This is a genomic window from Pseudomonas sp. NBRC 111131, from assembly GCF_001320525.1.
Lineage (GTDB): Bacteria > Pseudomonadota > Gammaproteobacteria > Pseudomonadales > Pseudomonadaceae > Aquipseudomonas > Aquipseudomonas ceruminis.
Genome location: NZ_BCBH01000009.1, coordinates 36,604 through 49,495 on the forward strand (window position 1 = coordinate 36,604; position 12,892 = coordinate 49,495).

The window sequence follows — 12,892 nt, forward strand, 5'->3', positions numbered from 1 at the left end:
TTACTCGTCAGCGCCCTTGTCGACCACTTTGCGACCACGGTATACGCCTTCTGGCGAAACGTGGTGGCGCAGGTGTACTTCACCGGAGGTTTTCTCTACCGACAGCGCGTTTTCCGACAGGGCGTCGTGCGAACGGCGCATGTCACGGGCAGAGCGGGATTTTTTGTTCTGCTGAACAGCCATAATTGATTAACTCCTAAACGTTTGGGTCACGCTTTAACTGCGCCAAAACACTGAACGGGTTGGACCGCGATACCTCGTCCTTGCTCGATTCGGGCTCGTCTGCGCCCGCCGGCTGCTGGCATTCTTCCGGATGATGAGCAGGCACGATGGGCAAGGCGAGCAGAAGCTCCTCCTCGATCAAGGCCTGCAGATCCAAAGGATCTTCGCCCAGTTCCAGCACGTCATAGCCTTTCGGCAACGACTGGGTATTCGCACCCTCCTTCACCACAGCGTATGTACATTCACTGTGAATCGGCAGGGTGACCAGCTCAAGACAACGCTGGCAAACCATTTTGACCTCGACATCCAGCTCACTGTGGATAACCACCACGTGCTGTTCATCTCGTTCAAAATCGAACTTCGCCTGCACCGTACCGACATTGTCGGAAAGCGGGTCGCAGAGTCTTTCCAAATCAGCGAGTTGCAGCGAACCGTTAAGGGTTACGCCACGATCGGCTAATTTGCGCGGGTCAACGTGAGGTGGAATCGGGTCATTCAACATAGGCGCAGCATTCTAGGGATGCCCCCCGCCCCTGTCAAAGGAAATTCGGCGGCATCTCACATGTTAGAATCAGGTTCAACTGACCAGGAGTCTACCATGCTGCCTTTGTTGCTGGCTTCCAGCTCCACTTACCGGCGCGAACTGCTTGCGCGCCTGCGCCTGCCCTTCACCTGGGCAAGCCCCGACATAGACGAACAGCGCCAGGGTGACGAGCCAGCCGTCGACCTGGTTCGCCGCCTCGCCCGGGAAAAAGCCGAGGCACTGGCAGCCAGCCACCCCGGACACCTGATCATCGGCTCCGACCAGGTCGCCGTACTGGGTGAACAGATCCTTGGCAAGCCACACACGTTCGAACGCGCCTGCGAACAGTTGCTCGAAGCGAGCGGCCAACAGGTCACCTTCCTCACCGGGCTGGCACTGCTCAACACTGCCACGGGGCAATGCCAGGTCGACTGCGTACCTTTTACCGTGACGATGCGGGAACTGGACCGCGCGCGCGTGGAGCGCTACGTGACAGCGGAGCAGCCGCTGGATTGCGCAGGCAGCTTCAAGGCTGAGGGGCTGGGAGTGAGCCTGTTCCAGAGCACGCATGGGTGCGATGCCACCAGCCTGATCGGGCTGCCGCTGATTCGACTGGTGGACATGCTGAGCTCAGAAGGCGTAACGATCCCCTGAGATCACACGGGGGGCCTCAACGCAAGGTAGGCCCCTGGAAGCCCATGTACAGGGCCAGATGTTCAGCCACACTGGCACCGATGCGCTTGGAGAAGCGATCGAACGGCGACTCCTGAACAGTGAAGTCGACCAGCTCCTTCTCTCCCACGATCTCACGCGCCACATAGCTGGCACTGCCCAGGCCATCGACCAGCCCCAGCGCCTTGGCCTGCTCACCGGTCCAGATCAGGCCGCTGAACAACTCTGGATGCTCCTTGTCCTTCAGGCGGTCACCCCGCCCCTGCTTGACCATGGCGATGAACTGCTGGTGCGTGGTATTCAGCACGCCCTGCCAAAACGCCTTTTCCTCGGGCTTTTCTGGCGAGAACGGATCCAGGAAGGCCTTGTGTTCGCCAGCGGTATAGCTGCGCCGCTCCACCCCTAGCTTCTCCATCGTGCCGACGAAGCCATAACCGGCCGCTGTGACACCGATGGACCCCACCAGGCTGGCCTTGTCGGCATAGATTTCATCGGCCGCACTGGCGATGTAATAAGCGCCAGAAGCCCCCAGATCGGTTATCACTGCATACAGCTTGATGTCCGGGTGCTCACCGCGCAGCCGACGGATCTCGTCATACACATAGCCCGCTTGCACGGGGCTGCCGCCCGGGCTGTTGATGCGCATGACCACTGCCTTGGTCTTGGCGTCCTTGAATGCCTCGCGCAGACTTTTGACGATATTGTCGGCGCTGGCGGCCTCCTGGTCGGCAATAACCCCGCGCACTTCGACCAGCGCCGTGTGGTTGGCACTGCGCGAGGCGGCCTTGTCCATGTCCATCAGCGGCGAGAACAGCACCAGCAGGCCGAACAGGTAGACGAACGTGAGCAGCTTGAAGAATATCCCCCAACGCCGCGACCGGCGCTGCTCCTGCACCCCTGCCAGCAGGGTCTTCTCCAGAAGCTTCCAGCTCTTGCGCTCTTCGCGCTCATCGGGTTCGGACTCAGGGGCCTTCCACTCGTCAGCCATGCTCACCTACCTTGGAATTGGAATTGCGTGGAACCTGCCAGCCACTCGCGCAACTGGGAGAAATGATCGATGCAAACCTGCGGGCCGAACTCGGCCAGCGCCTGCAACGGCATGGCACCATACCCCACCGCCACCGAATGCATGCCGGCATTGCTGGCCATTTGCAGATCGAACGCCGAATCTCCGACCATCAGCGCACGCCCAGGTTCGACGCCGCAATGGCCGAGGATTTGCTCGAGCATCAACGGATGGGGTTTGCCACGCGCCTCGTCGGCTGCGCGGGTGATGTCGAAAAAGCCTTCCCAGCCATTGGCCCTGAGTACCCGATCCAGCCCGCGACGCGCCTTGCCGGTTGCGACCGCCAGGCGGTAACCCTCACTCCTGAAAGCGTCCAGCGACTCGACCACGCCCTCGAACAGTGGCGACGGCTGCTGATCGAGCGCCATGTAGACATCGGCGTAGTGCTGGCGAAAGACCTCGACCTGCACGGCGTCCAGATGAGGATAGAGGGTGGCAATGGCTTCACCGAGGGCCAGACCGATGATGCCCTTGACTGCCTCGTCGCGGCTCGGCGCCTCACCGGCACGCTCGGCCGCGGCGTTCATGGCTTCGACGATACGGCCAATGGAGTCAGCCAGCGTGCCATCCCAATCGAAGATCAGAAGCTCGTAGCGCTTTGTCATAAATCAGGACGCACTCAGGCGCTCCACGGTTTTTGCCCAAACTTCATCCACGGGCGCCTCAAGCTTGAGCTCACCGCCATCAGGCAGCGGCACGGTCAGGGCATAGGCATGCAGGAACAGGCGCTTGCCGCCCAGCTCGCGAATCTCGCGGCTGAAATCTTCGTCGCCGTACTTGCTGTCACCGGCGATCATGTGCCCGGCATGCAAGGTGTGCACGCGGATCTGGTGGGTGCGCCCCGTGATCGGGCGCGCCTCGACGATGGTGGCGAACTCGCCGAAACGGCGCAGCACACGGAACAGGGTCAGCGCCTCCTTGCCCTCATCGTTGACCTCGACCATGCGCTCACCCGAGCGCAGGTTGCTCTTGAGCAACGGCGCGTTGACTTGCTTCTTGGAGGTTGGCCAGTGACCGCGCACCAACGCCATATAGCGTTTGTCGACGCCATCACCGCGCAGCGCGGCATGCAGGTGGCGCAGCATGCTGCGCTTCTTGGCGATCATCAGCAGGCCGGAAGTGTCACGATCCAGGCGATGCACCAGCTCGAGCTCCTTGGCGTCCGGACGCAACTGGCGCAACGCCTCGATCACGCCAAAACTCAAGCCGCTGCCACCATGCACGGCGATGCCGGCCGGCTTGTTCATCACGATCAGCGCCTTGTCTTCATAGACAATGGCCGCTTCCAGGCGCTGCAGCAGCCCCTGGGCGACCGGCGCCGGCTCGTCGCGCTCAGGCAGGCGGACGGGCGGCACGCGCACGATGTCACCGGCCTGCAGCTTGTACTCAGGCTTGATACGGCCCTTGTTGACCCGCACCTCGCCTTTGCGCAGGATGCGATAAACCAGCGTCTTGGGCACGCCCTTGAGCGCCGTGATGAGGAAATTGTCGATGCGTTGGCCGGCAAGTTCCGGCGCGACTTCGATCAGCTGAACGCCGGAAGTCGGAGGGGTATTGGTCGTCATGGCGGGATCATAACAATTTTTTATGGAATTGAAGCACTTAATCATTACTGCTATAGTCGCGAACGCCGCCAAAAGCGGCAGGCCAGCGGCACCAGGCCCTTAGCCGGTCCCTGACCTACGCAATTCTCCAGGACGCGAGGCCGTCCTACGGGGTTTTCGCCAGTTTACCGAATTGCCTGGAATCGCCACCAGCGCTGTGTAGAGAAGACCGAAAAAAAACGACAAGTGCGGTGTTTCACCTGCTTACCCGATTCTTTTCGCTGTACCTCTGCCCGCCCGTCGCTTCCACGCAACGCCCGGCGAATGCTTCGGAAATACCTGCCTTGGACATGAATGGCGCCAGCCCAGAATCTGCGCTGGCGAAAAATGCAACCCGTTGCGGATTCAGCGCGCGGCAGCACCCGAATTATCAGGGATACGTGCAGGGTGGAGATGCACAGCCCTCGGACCGTGTAGCACCGCGTCCGGCCACCGGCCCAGTGAATGGCCGGCGAGCGGATAAGGTCCTGAACAGATGCCCCCGGGCGTCCACGGCTGACGGTTGATTCCTCCTCCTGACTGAGTGCACGAGGCCTGCTGGGTTGATTCGGATATCGATTCGGATATCTCTGCAGATACCGCAGGGGCCTCTTGGCACCGCAGCAAACAGGACGCGTCGTCGCGACAACGGCAGGCTGGGTAACCGGCTGGTGCCGAACGTTGCTCGACACGGGGGTGGCCCGGCCACCCTTTGCGCACCTTGGCACCGACCATGAGAAGTCGTGTGTGCCGCACGCCGTTTCCGGCAGCCCGGAAACCGACGGTACAACATGAAAAGAATGCTGATTAACGCAACTCAACCCGAAGAGTTGCGTGTAGCCCTGGTGGACGGCCAACGTCTCTACGACCTGGACATCGAGTCCGGCGCGCGTGAGCAGAAAAAGGCCAACATCTACAAAGGCAAGATCACCCGGATCGAGCCTAGCCTCGAAGCCGCCTTCGTCGACTTCGGCTCCGAACGTCACGGCTTCCTGCCGCTGAAGGAAATCTCCCGCGAGTACTTCAAGAAGGCCCCTGAAGGCCGCGTTAACATCAAGGAAGTCCTGAGCGAAGGCCAGGAAGTCATCGTCCAGGTCGAGAAGGAAGAGCGCGGCAACAAAGGCGCCGCCCTGACCACCTTCATCAGCCTCGCTGGCCGCTACCTGGTGCTGATGCCCAACAACCCGCGCGCCGGGGGCATCTCCCGCCGCATCGAAGGCGAAGAGCGCAATGAGCTGCGCGAAGCCCTCAACGGCCTGACCGTGCCGGGCGACATGGGCCTGATCGTGCGCACCGCCGGCCTTGGCCGCAGCAGCGAAGAAATGCAGTGGGACCTCGACTACCTGCTGCAGCTGTGGACCGCCATCAAGGAAGCGTCCCTGGACCGCGCCGCGCCGTTCCTGATCTACCAGGAAAGCAACGTCATCATCCGCGCCATCCGCGACTACCTGCGCCAGGACATCGGCGAAGTGCTGATCGACAGCATCGATGCCCAGGAAGAAGCCCTGACCTTCATCCGCCAGGTGATGCCGCAGTACGCGAGCAAGGTCAAGCTGTACGAAGACAGCGTACCGCTGTTCAACCGCTTCCAGATCGAAAGCCAGATCGAGACCGCCTTCCAGCGCGTCGTCGACCTGCCGTCCGGCGGTTCGATCGTAATCGACCCGACCGAGGCCCTGGTCTCCATCGACATCAACTCGGCGCGTGCCACCAAGGGCAGCGACATCGAGGAAACCGCACTGCAGACCAACCTGGAAGCGGCCGAGGAAATCGCCCGCCAGCTGCGCCTGCGTGACATCGGTGGCCTGATCGTCATCGACTTCATCGACATGACCCCGGCGAAGAACCAACGCGCCGTCGAAGAGCGCGTGCGCGAATGCCTCGAGGCCGACCGTGCCCGCGTCCAGGTTGGCCGCATCTCGCGCTTCGGCCTGCTGGAAATGTCCCGTCAGCGCCTGCGTCCATCGCTGGGTGAAAGCAGCGGCATCGTCTGCCCACGCTGCTCGGGCACCGGCATCATCCGTGACGTCGAGTCGCTGTCGCTGGCCATCCTGCGCCTGATCGAGGAGGAGGCCCTGAAGGACCGCACCGCCGAAGTGCGTGCCCAGGTACCGATCCCGGTGGCCGCGTTCCTGCTCAACGAGAAGCGCAACTCGATCACCAAGATCGAACTGCGCACCCGTGCGCGCATCATCATTCTGCCCAACGATCACCTGGAAACCCCGCACTTCGAAGTCCAGCGCCTGCGCGACGACAACCCGGAAGTGCTGAACAACCAGTCCAGCTACGAGATCGCCGCCGCCGAAGCCGAGGAACCGCTACAGCCGACCGCCACCCGCACCCTGGTTCGCCAGGAGGCCGCCGTCAAGACAGCCCCGGCCCGCGCCAATGCCCCAGCGCCGAGCGCAGCCGAAGAGCAGCAGCCTGCCGCGCCGGTAGCGCCTGCTCCAAGCGTACCGGAGCCAAGCCTGTTCAAAGGCCTGGTGAAGTCGCTGGTCAGCCTGTTCGCCGGCAAGGACGAACCTGCCGCCACCCCCGTGGTCGCCGCCGAGAAGCCGGCCACCGAGCGCAACCAGCGCAACGAAGAGCGTCGCAACGGCCGCCAGCAAAGCCGCAACCGCAATGGGCGCCGTGACGAAGAGCGCAAGCCGCGCGAAGAACGCGCCGAGCGTGCCCCGCGTGAAGAGCGTCAACCACGCGAAGAACGTGCACCCCGTGAAGAGCGTGCACCACGCGAAGAGCGCGCGCCGCGTGAAGAACGTGCTCCGCGCCAGCCCCGCGAAGACCGTCGCGGCAACCGCGAGGAGCGCGTACGCGAACTGCGCGAGCCTCTCGATGCCGCACCGGTAGCCCGCGAAGAGCGCCAGCCGCGTGAAGAGCGCGTACCTCGCGAAGAGCGTGTAGTTCGCGAAGAACGTGCACCACGTGAAGAACGTGCACCTCGCGAAGAGCGTGCACCTCGTGAAGAGCGTGCCCCCCGTGAAGAACGCGCACCGCGTGAAGAGCGTGCCCCCCGTGAAGAACGCGCACCGCGCGAAGAGCGTGCGCCACGTGAAGAGCGCGCCCCTCGCGAAGAACGCCAGCCTCGCCCACCACGCGAAGAGCGTCAGCCTCGCGCAGCCGAACAGGCCGCCGAGCAGGCTGCGGAGCTTGCCGAAGAGCAACTGCCGAACGAAGAGCTGCTGCAGGACGAGCAGGAAGGCGCCGATGGCGAGCGTCCGCGTCGCCGCTCCCGCGGGCAGCGTCGCCGCAGCAACCGTCGTGAGCGCCAACGCAATGCCAATGGCGAGCTGATCGAAGGCAGCGAAGACGAAGGCAGCGACGAGCAGCCGCAACAGCACCAGGCCACCGAGCTGGGTGCCGAACTGGCTGCGGGCCTGGCCGTCACCGCCGCAGTGGCCACCAGCAACATCAGTGCCGACGCCGAGGCTGAAGCCAACCAGCAGGCCGAGCGCGCCACCGCCGACGCTACCGTTACCGACAACAGCGAAGCCACTCAGCCGGCCGAGCAGGTTGAAGTTGTCGCGCAAGCGGAAGAACAGGTCAAAGCACAGGCCGAGGCGTTCGCTATCGCCACAGTGGTCGAGCAGCCAGTCAGCGAGCCGCTCGCGGTGGTTGAAGCCACTGCCGAGCCGGTAATCGAAGCCGCCGCCCAGCCAGCCGCCGAGCCAGCCCCTGTGGCCGAGCCGCAGGTGGTTGCCGAAACGTCGGTCGAAGCACCCGCCGTCGAAGCCGGTGAAGCCGAGAAAGCGCCAGTGGTTGTCGAGCAAGCGTCGATTGAGCAGCCTGCCGCTGTGGTCGAAGCCGAGCCAGCAGTGGTCGCTGATCTCGCCCCGGTCGTTGCCCAAGCAGCGCCCGTGGCTGTCGAGGCGGCCCCGGCCGAAGCCCCGGCAGTAGTGGAAGCGCCGACTGTCATGCTGCCAAACGGCCGCGCACCTAACGACCCACGTGAAGTGCGTCGCCGCAAGCATGAAGCCGAAGCAGCTGCCAAGGCTGCGCAGGAAGCGGCCGCCGCTACGGGCGAGCCAGTGCTGGAAGCTGCCGATGAGCACAAGCCTCATCACGGTTGATAGCCACGGCTGAATGAAAAAGCCCCGCCAGTTCGCACTGGCGGGGCTTTTTCATGGATGGCTATTTGACCTTGCCGAAGTACCCGCGAAAGGCGATGAAAACCCTGAAGTCAGTACAGGTTGGGCTCCATCTCCAGCTCAACACCAAACTTCTGCTGAATATCCGCCTGGATACGCTGGGCCAAGCCATGTAATTGAGCACCGCTCGCCTGGCCATAATTGACCAGCACCAGCGATTGCAAACGGTGCACCCCGGCATCGCCATCGCGAAACCCCTTCCACCCCGCCTGCTCGATCAACCATCCCGCCGCCAACTTCATCTGGCCATCCGCCTGGGGGTAGGCCACCACGCCTGGATGCTCAGCGCGAATGCGCGCCACGCGATCAGCGGGTACGACCGGATTCTTGAAGAAACTCCCGGCATTACCCAGTTCAACCGGGTCTGGCAGCTTCTCACGGCGAATGCTGCAAATGGCATCACTGATCGCTTGCGCGGTCGGCGGCTGGGCACCCTGCTCCACCAGACGCTGGCGCACCGGGCCGTAGTCCAGGTGGGCCTGTAGCGTATGGCTCAAGGCAAACCGTACACGCAGGATCAACCAACGCCCTGGGCTGCGCTTGAACAGGCTGTCGCGGTAGCCAAAAGCGCATTGCTCCAGGCCAAAGTCACGCAACGCGCCGGTCTCCCGGTCAAGGGCCGTCAACCCGGCAAACACGTCCTTGATCTCGACCCCGTACGCACCGACGTTCTGCATCGGCGCAGCGCCCACGGTTCCCGGGATGAGGCTGAGGTTTTCCAGGCCGCAGAAGCCTTGCTGCAGCGACCATTGCACGAATGGGTGCCAAGGCTCACCCGCCTCAGCCTCGACCACCACTCGGCCCGCTTCATCGCTCACCACACGGCGGCCCCGGCTGGCGATGTGCAACACCAACGCATCGACGTCACGGGTCAGCAGCAAGTTGCTGCCGCCACCGATCACCAGCACCGCCACGCCCCGCTCGCGCGCCTGTGCCAATGCTTCACGCACCTCACCGTCGTTGTGCGCCTGGGTGAAGTAGCGGGCTTTCACATCGATGCCGAAGGTGTTGTAGGGCTTGAGCGATACGTGCTCCTGCCAGCTCGCCGTCATAGCCGCCCCTTGATTTCCACGACCAGCTCGCGGCAGGCCGCCTCGATCAGGTCCAGCACCTGCTCGAAGCCCTCTGCGCCACCGTAGTACGGATCTGGCACTTCATCGAGGGCAGCGCCGTAGCGGCGCAGGAACAGGTCGAGCTCGCCGACCGCGGCCTGCGGGCGCATGGCACGCAGGTGGCCCAGGTTGCTTTCATCCATCGCCAGGATGAGGTCGTACTCGGCAAAATGCGCCGCCTTCACCTGCTGGGCACGCTGGCGCGACAAGTCATAACCGCGCGCCAGCGCCGCCTTGCAGGTGCGGCTGTCAGGCGCCTTGCCCACATGCCAGTCACCGGTACCGGCAGACGCCACGTGAACCCGCTCAGCCAGGCCTGCAGCTTGCAATTGATGGCGCAGTACACCTTCGGCGGTCGGCGAACGGCAAATGTTGCCCAGGCACACGAACAGGACGCGCATCAGGCCTCCAACAAGCGCCTTACGCGCTCCAGGTCTTCGGGGGTGTCGACGCCCACTGCTGGCGCCTCGATGGCGTCTTCCACGTGGATGCGCACGCCGTGCCACAGCGCACGCAATTGCTCCAGCGCTTCGGCCTGCTCCAGCCAGCAAGGGCCCCAGCTGACGAAGTCTTGAAGGAACCCGACACGGTAGGCGTACATACCGATATGACGGCGATACGGCACGCCCTGCGGCAACTGGTTGCGGTCCTTGGCGAAGGCATCGCGCGCCCAGGGCAGCGGTGCACGGCTGAAACTCAAGGCCAGGCCGTTCTTGTCGCTCACCACCTTGACCGCGTTGGGGTTGAAAACGGTTTCCGGTGCATGGATCGGCTCGGCCAGGGTAGCGATACCAGCCTCGGGATGAGCGGCCAGGTTGTTCGCGACCTGATCGATGATCACCGGCGGGATCAACGGTTCGTCCCCCTGAACGTTGACCACGATGGCATCGGCAGGCAGGCCCAGATGCGCGGCCACTTCGGCCAGGCGGTCAGTGCCGGACTCATGGTCGGCGCGGGTCATCAGTACTTCGCCGCCGAACGCCTGGCAGGCCTCGACAATGCTCTGATCATCGGTGGCGATGACCACACGGCTTGCACCGCTTTTACGCGCCTGCTCCCAGACGTGCTGGACCATCGGTTTACCGGCAATCAATTGCAACGGCTTGCCCGGCAGGCGCGTGGAGCGCAGGCGGGCGGGAATCACCACGGTAAAGTTCAGGCTCATTTGTCCAGGCGCTCGTCGTCAGTCAGGGTGCGCGCCTCGCTTTCCAGCATCACCGGGATGCCATCACGGATGGGGTAAGCCAGGCCTGCGCCCTTGCTGATCAGCTCGGTCTTGTCGGCGCTGAGCTTGAGCGGCCCCTTGGTGATCGGGCAGGCCAGGATGTCGAGCAGTTTGGTGTCCATGGAAGCTTCCTTGAGGCCAGGTGGCCGAACGTAGAAAAGGGCTCAGGGCTTTCGCTGCGCAGCCAGCAGGCGTTGCAACTGGCTGTCGAACCAGGCGCTGAAGGCAGCCGTAGGCTGCGCTTCGACAGCCAGGTACCACCAGTCATCAGCGGCGAAGGCCCGGCACTTCACCGCATCCTTTTCGGTCATGACCAGCGGCAACGGCGGGCTGAACGCCAGGCGCTCGGCGCTGAAGTGCGCATGGTCGGCGAACGGATGCGGTACTGGCTGCCAGTTTAGCCCCAGCAGGGTATTGAAGAAACGTTGTGGATTACCGATGCCGGCAACCGCGTGCAGGCGTTGGCCCGCCGGGAACAGATCGAGGCTGCGGCGCTCGCCGCTGCGCAGGTTGACCAGGGCGCTGGGCTGCAGGCGGAAGGCGAAGCCATCGGGCCGATCGGCGCTGGCACCATTGAACAGTACCGCATCAGCCGCCTGCAGGCGTTCGACCGGCTCCCGCAACGGCCCGGCGGGCAGGCACCGGCCATTGCCCAAGCCACGCGCGGCGTCGATCAGCACCAGTTCCAGGTCGCGCGCCAGGCGATAGTGCTGCATGCCGTCGTCGCACAGAATCAAGTCCAGCGGCTCACTGGCCAGCAGCGCCTGCACCGCGCGGGAACGGTCAGGGTCGATCATCAGCGGTACGCCGGTGCGCTGGACGATCAGCAAGGGTTCGTCGCCCGCCTGCTCAGCGCTCTGCTGTGCCAGCACACGCCAGGGCAACTGCGGTGGCTTGGCACCATAACCACGGCTGACCACACCTACTTTCAGCCCCTGACGCCGACAATGCTCGATCAGCCAAAGGATCATCGGCGTCTTGCCGGTACCTCCAATGGTGATGTTGCCCACCACGATGACCGGCACCGGAGCACGGTAGCTGGCGCTTTGGCCACTGAGGAAGCGGTTGCGCTTGCGCGTCACCACCCGGCGGTACAGGGCCTCCAGGGGACGCAGAACCGCCAGGGCCGGATGCCCCGCGTACCAAGCAGCGAGCAGACGGTCGGCTAACGCCATCAAGGAGTCCCCTGGGCCGCCTCGACAGTGGTCATGCGCAGGTGGCTGAAACCGAGCTTGCCGGCAGCATCCATTGCGGTGATCACGGCCTGGTGCGGCGTCTTGCCGTCGGCGCTGATGGCAAAGGGCAGCGTGTTGTCGCCGCCGGACTCGCGCTCGATCGCCTCGGTCAAGGTGGCCAGGTCGCTTTTGGGCAGCAGGTGATTATTCACCGAATACACACCATCAGCGCTGATGGTCACCTCCACCAGCTTGTCCTGGTCGGCCGACGGCTGTTCGGCGCTAGCTGCCTCCGGCAACTCGACCCGCAGCTGCGTCTCGCGGGTGAATGTCGTGGTTACCACGAAGAACAGCAGCAGAACGAACACCACGTCGATCAACGACGCCAGGTTGATGTCGACGTTCTCCCGCTGGCGATTGCGCCGGAACTTCACGCCTTGCCTCCGGCCACTTCGACTTCGCGATCGCCCTGGATCACTTCCACCAGCTTGATTGCCTCCTGCTCCATGCCTACCACCAGTTCATCGATGCGGCGCAACAGGAAGCGGTGGAAGAACACCGCCGGAATACCGACCATCAAACCCGCGGCAGTGGTGACCAGCGCCTTGGAGATCCCCCCGGCAAGTACTGCCGCGTTGGCGGTCATCTGCGAACCCATGAAGGCGCTGAAGATATCGATCATGCCCAATACGGTGCCCAGCAGGCCGAGCAACGGGGCCATGGCGGCAATGGTGCCGAGGGTACTGATGTAGCGTTCAAGCTCATGGATGACCCGTGAGGCAGCCTCTTCGATGCACTCTTTCATGATCTCGCGGCCATGGCGCGAGTTGGCCAGGCCCGCCGCGAGAATCTCACCCAGCGGCGAGTCGGCGCGCAGGGCCTTGAGCTTGTCACTGGTGAGTTGTTTGTCCTTGATCCACATCCAGACCTGGCCCAGCAGGTGCGGCGGGGTCACGCGGCTGGCGCGCAGGGTCCACAGGCGCTCGACGACGATAGCCATGGCAGCGATGGAGCTCAGAATGATCGGCAGCATCATCCAACCGCCGGACTTGACCAATTCCCACACGTTAAATGCCCCTTCGGAAAAAGGCCGCCACTCTACCATAGGCGTGCGGGGGGCTCATCTGCCGGAGGTCAGGGAATTCACCGACCGGTACCTTCGCCGG

General features: G+C 63.6%; 14 protein-coding genes. 2 read left to right on the forward strand and 12 right to left on the reverse strand.

Features of this window, described 5'->3' with window-relative positions; translation table 11 throughout:
* Both rpmF and APH34_RS28615 read right to left on the reverse strand, forming a co-directional pair.
* A complete protein-coding gene (gene rpmF, locus APH34_RS10885) occupies positions 1 to 183 on the reverse strand; it encodes a 50S ribosomal protein L32 (protein WP_054901167.1) in 183 nt (60 codons plus the stop codon).
* 13 nt (positions 184 to 196) lie between these two features.
* The gene (locus APH34_RS28615) at positions 197 to 724 is read right to left on the reverse strand and encodes a YceD family protein (RefSeq protein WP_012313431.1); all 528 of its coding nucleotides are present in this window, start codon (positions 722 to 724) and stop codon (positions 197 to 199) included.
* A gap of 96 nt (positions 725 to 820) precedes the next feature.
* Here APH34_RS28615 and APH34_RS10895 point away from each other — a divergent pair, with 96 nt between their 5' ends.
* On the forward strand, positions 821 to 1,399 hold the full coding sequence (locus tag APH34_RS10895; RefSeq protein ID WP_054901169.1) for a nucleoside triphosphate pyrophosphatase: 579 nt from the start codon (positions 821 to 823) through the stop codon (positions 1,397 to 1,399).
* A gap of 16 nt (positions 1,400 to 1,415) precedes the next feature.
* Here APH34_RS10895 and APH34_RS10900 read toward each other — a convergent pair whose 3' ends face one another.
* From APH34_RS10900 to rluC, 3 genes are read right to left on the reverse strand one after another with little or no spacing between them, the layout of a single operon-like run.
* Positions 1,416 to 2,405 carry a S49 family peptidase gene (locus APH34_RS10900; protein WP_054901170.1) on the reverse strand — a complete coding sequence of 330 codons (990 nt, stop codon included), beginning with the start codon at positions 2,403 to 2,405 and terminating at the stop codon, positions 1,416 to 1,418.
* A gap of 2 nt (positions 2,406 to 2,407) precedes the next feature.
* The gene (locus tag APH34_RS10905) at positions 2,408 to 3,088 is read right to left on the reverse strand and encodes an HAD family hydrolase (RefSeq protein WP_054901171.1); all 681 of its coding nucleotides are present in this window, start codon (positions 3,086 to 3,088) and stop codon (positions 2,408 to 2,410) included.
* 3 nt (positions 3,089 to 3,091) lie between these two features.
* Positions 3,092 to 4,048 (reverse strand): 23S rRNA pseudouridine(955/2504/2580) synthase RluC, encoded by a 957-nt coding sequence (rluC, locus tag APH34_RS10910; RefSeq protein ID WP_054901172.1) that lies wholly within the window; start codon positions 4,046 to 4,048, stop codon positions 3,092 to 3,094.
* An 809-nt stretch (positions 4,049 to 4,857) separates the two neighbouring features.
* Here rluC and rne point away from each other — a divergent pair.
* The gene (rne, locus tag APH34_RS10915) at positions 4,858 to 8,136 is read left to right on the forward strand and encodes a ribonuclease E (protein WP_177337023.1); all 3,279 of its coding nucleotides are present in this window, start codon (positions 4,858 to 4,860) and stop codon (positions 8,134 to 8,136) included.
* Positions 8,137 to 8,246: 110 nt separating this feature from the next.
* On the opposite strand, the gene murB is transcribed toward rne, so the two are convergent.
* From murB to APH34_RS10950, 7 genes are read right to left on the reverse strand one after another with little or no spacing between them, the layout of a single operon-like run.
* Positions 8,247 to 9,266 carry a UDP-N-acetylmuramate dehydrogenase gene (murB, locus tag APH34_RS10920; protein WP_054901174.1) on the reverse strand — a complete coding sequence of 340 codons (1,020 nt, stop codon included), beginning with the start codon at positions 9,264 to 9,266 and terminating at the stop codon, positions 8,247 to 8,249.
* Positions 9,263 to 9,727: a low molecular weight protein-tyrosine-phosphatase gene (locus tag APH34_RS10925; protein ID WP_054901175.1), complete on the reverse strand. Its 465-nt coding sequence runs from the start codon at positions 9,725 to 9,727 to the stop codon at positions 9,263 to 9,265. Before APH34_RS10925 ends, murB begins: the two co-directional genes overlap by 4 nt.
* Positions 9,727 to 10,491, reverse strand: a complete 765-nt coding sequence (kdsB, locus tag APH34_RS10930) for a 3-deoxy-manno-octulosonate cytidylyltransferase (RefSeq protein WP_054901176.1) — start codon at positions 10,489 to 10,491, stop codon at positions 9,727 to 9,729. Before kdsB ends, APH34_RS10925 begins: the two co-directional genes overlap by 1 nt.
* Positions 10,488 to 10,673, reverse strand: coding sequence for a Trm112 family protein (locus tag APH34_RS10935; protein WP_003247142.1), 186 nt, complete (start codon positions 10,671 to 10,673; stop codon positions 10,488 to 10,490). Before APH34_RS10935 ends, kdsB begins: the two co-directional genes overlap by 4 nt.
* A 42-nt stretch (positions 10,674 to 10,715) precedes the next feature.
* Positions 10,716 to 11,726: a tetraacyldisaccharide 4'-kinase gene (gene lpxK, locus APH34_RS10940; protein WP_054901177.1), complete on the reverse strand. Its 1,011-nt coding sequence runs from the start codon at positions 11,724 to 11,726 to the stop codon at positions 10,716 to 10,718.
* Positions 11,726 to 12,160 (reverse strand): biopolymer transporter ExbD, encoded by a 435-nt coding sequence (locus tag APH34_RS10945; RefSeq protein ID WP_054901178.1) that lies wholly within the window; start codon positions 12,158 to 12,160, stop codon positions 11,726 to 11,728. Before APH34_RS10945 ends, lpxK begins: the two co-directional genes overlap by 1 nt.
* On the reverse strand, positions 12,157 to 12,792 hold the full coding sequence (locus APH34_RS10950; protein WP_016391244.1) for a MotA/TolQ/ExbB proton channel family protein: 636 nt from the start codon (positions 12,790 to 12,792) through the stop codon (positions 12,157 to 12,159). Before APH34_RS10950 ends, APH34_RS10945 begins: the two co-directional genes overlap by 4 nt.
* Positions 12,793 to 12,892: the final 100 nt, after the last annotated feature.

Bases quoted from the DNA above. Each gene is read 5' to 3' on its own strand.
- lpxK (WP_054901177.1), bottom strand. From the start codon at position 11,726: ATGGCGTTAGCCGACCGTCTGCTCGCTGCTTGGTACGCGGGGCATCCG.
- APH34_RS10935 (WP_003247142.1), bottom strand. From the start codon at position 10,673: ATGGACACCAAACTGCTCGACATCCTGGCCTGCCCGATCACCAAGGGG.
- APH34_RS10900 (WP_054901170.1), bottom strand. From the start codon at position 2,405: ATGGCTGACGAGTGGAAGGCCCCTGAGTCCGAACCCGATGAGCGCGAA.
- kdsB (WP_054901176.1), bottom strand. From the start codon at position 10,491: ATGAGCCTGAACTTTACCGTGGTGATTCCCGCCCGCCTGCGCTCCACG.
- rluC (WP_054901172.1), bottom strand. From the start codon at position 4,048: ATGACGACCAATACCCCTCCGACTTCCGGCGTTCAGCTGATCGAAGTC.
- rne (WP_177337023.1), top strand. From the start codon at position 4,858: ATGAAAAGAATGCTGATTAACGCAACTCAACCCGAAGAGTTGCGTGTA.
- APH34_RS10925 (WP_054901175.1), bottom strand. From the start codon at position 9,727: ATGCGCGTCCTGTTCGTGTGCCTGGGCAACATTTGCCGTTCGCCGACC.
- APH34_RS28615 (WP_012313431.1), bottom strand. From the start codon at position 724: ATGTTGAATGACCCGATTCCACCTCACGTTGACCCGCGCAAATTAGCC.
- APH34_RS10905 (WP_054901171.1), bottom strand. From the start codon at position 3,088: ATGACAAAGCGCTACGAGCTTCTGATCTTCGATTGGGATGGCACGCTG.
- APH34_RS10895 (WP_054901169.1), top strand. From the start codon at position 821: ATGCTGCCTTTGTTGCTGGCTTCCAGCTCCACTTACCGGCGCGAACTG.
- murB (WP_054901174.1), bottom strand. From the start codon at position 9,266: ATGACGGCGAGCTGGCAGGAGCACGTATCGCTCAAGCCCTACAACACC.
- rpmF (WP_054901167.1), bottom strand. From the start codon at position 183: ATGGCTGTTCAGCAGAACAAAAAATCCCGCTCTGCCCGTGACATGCGC.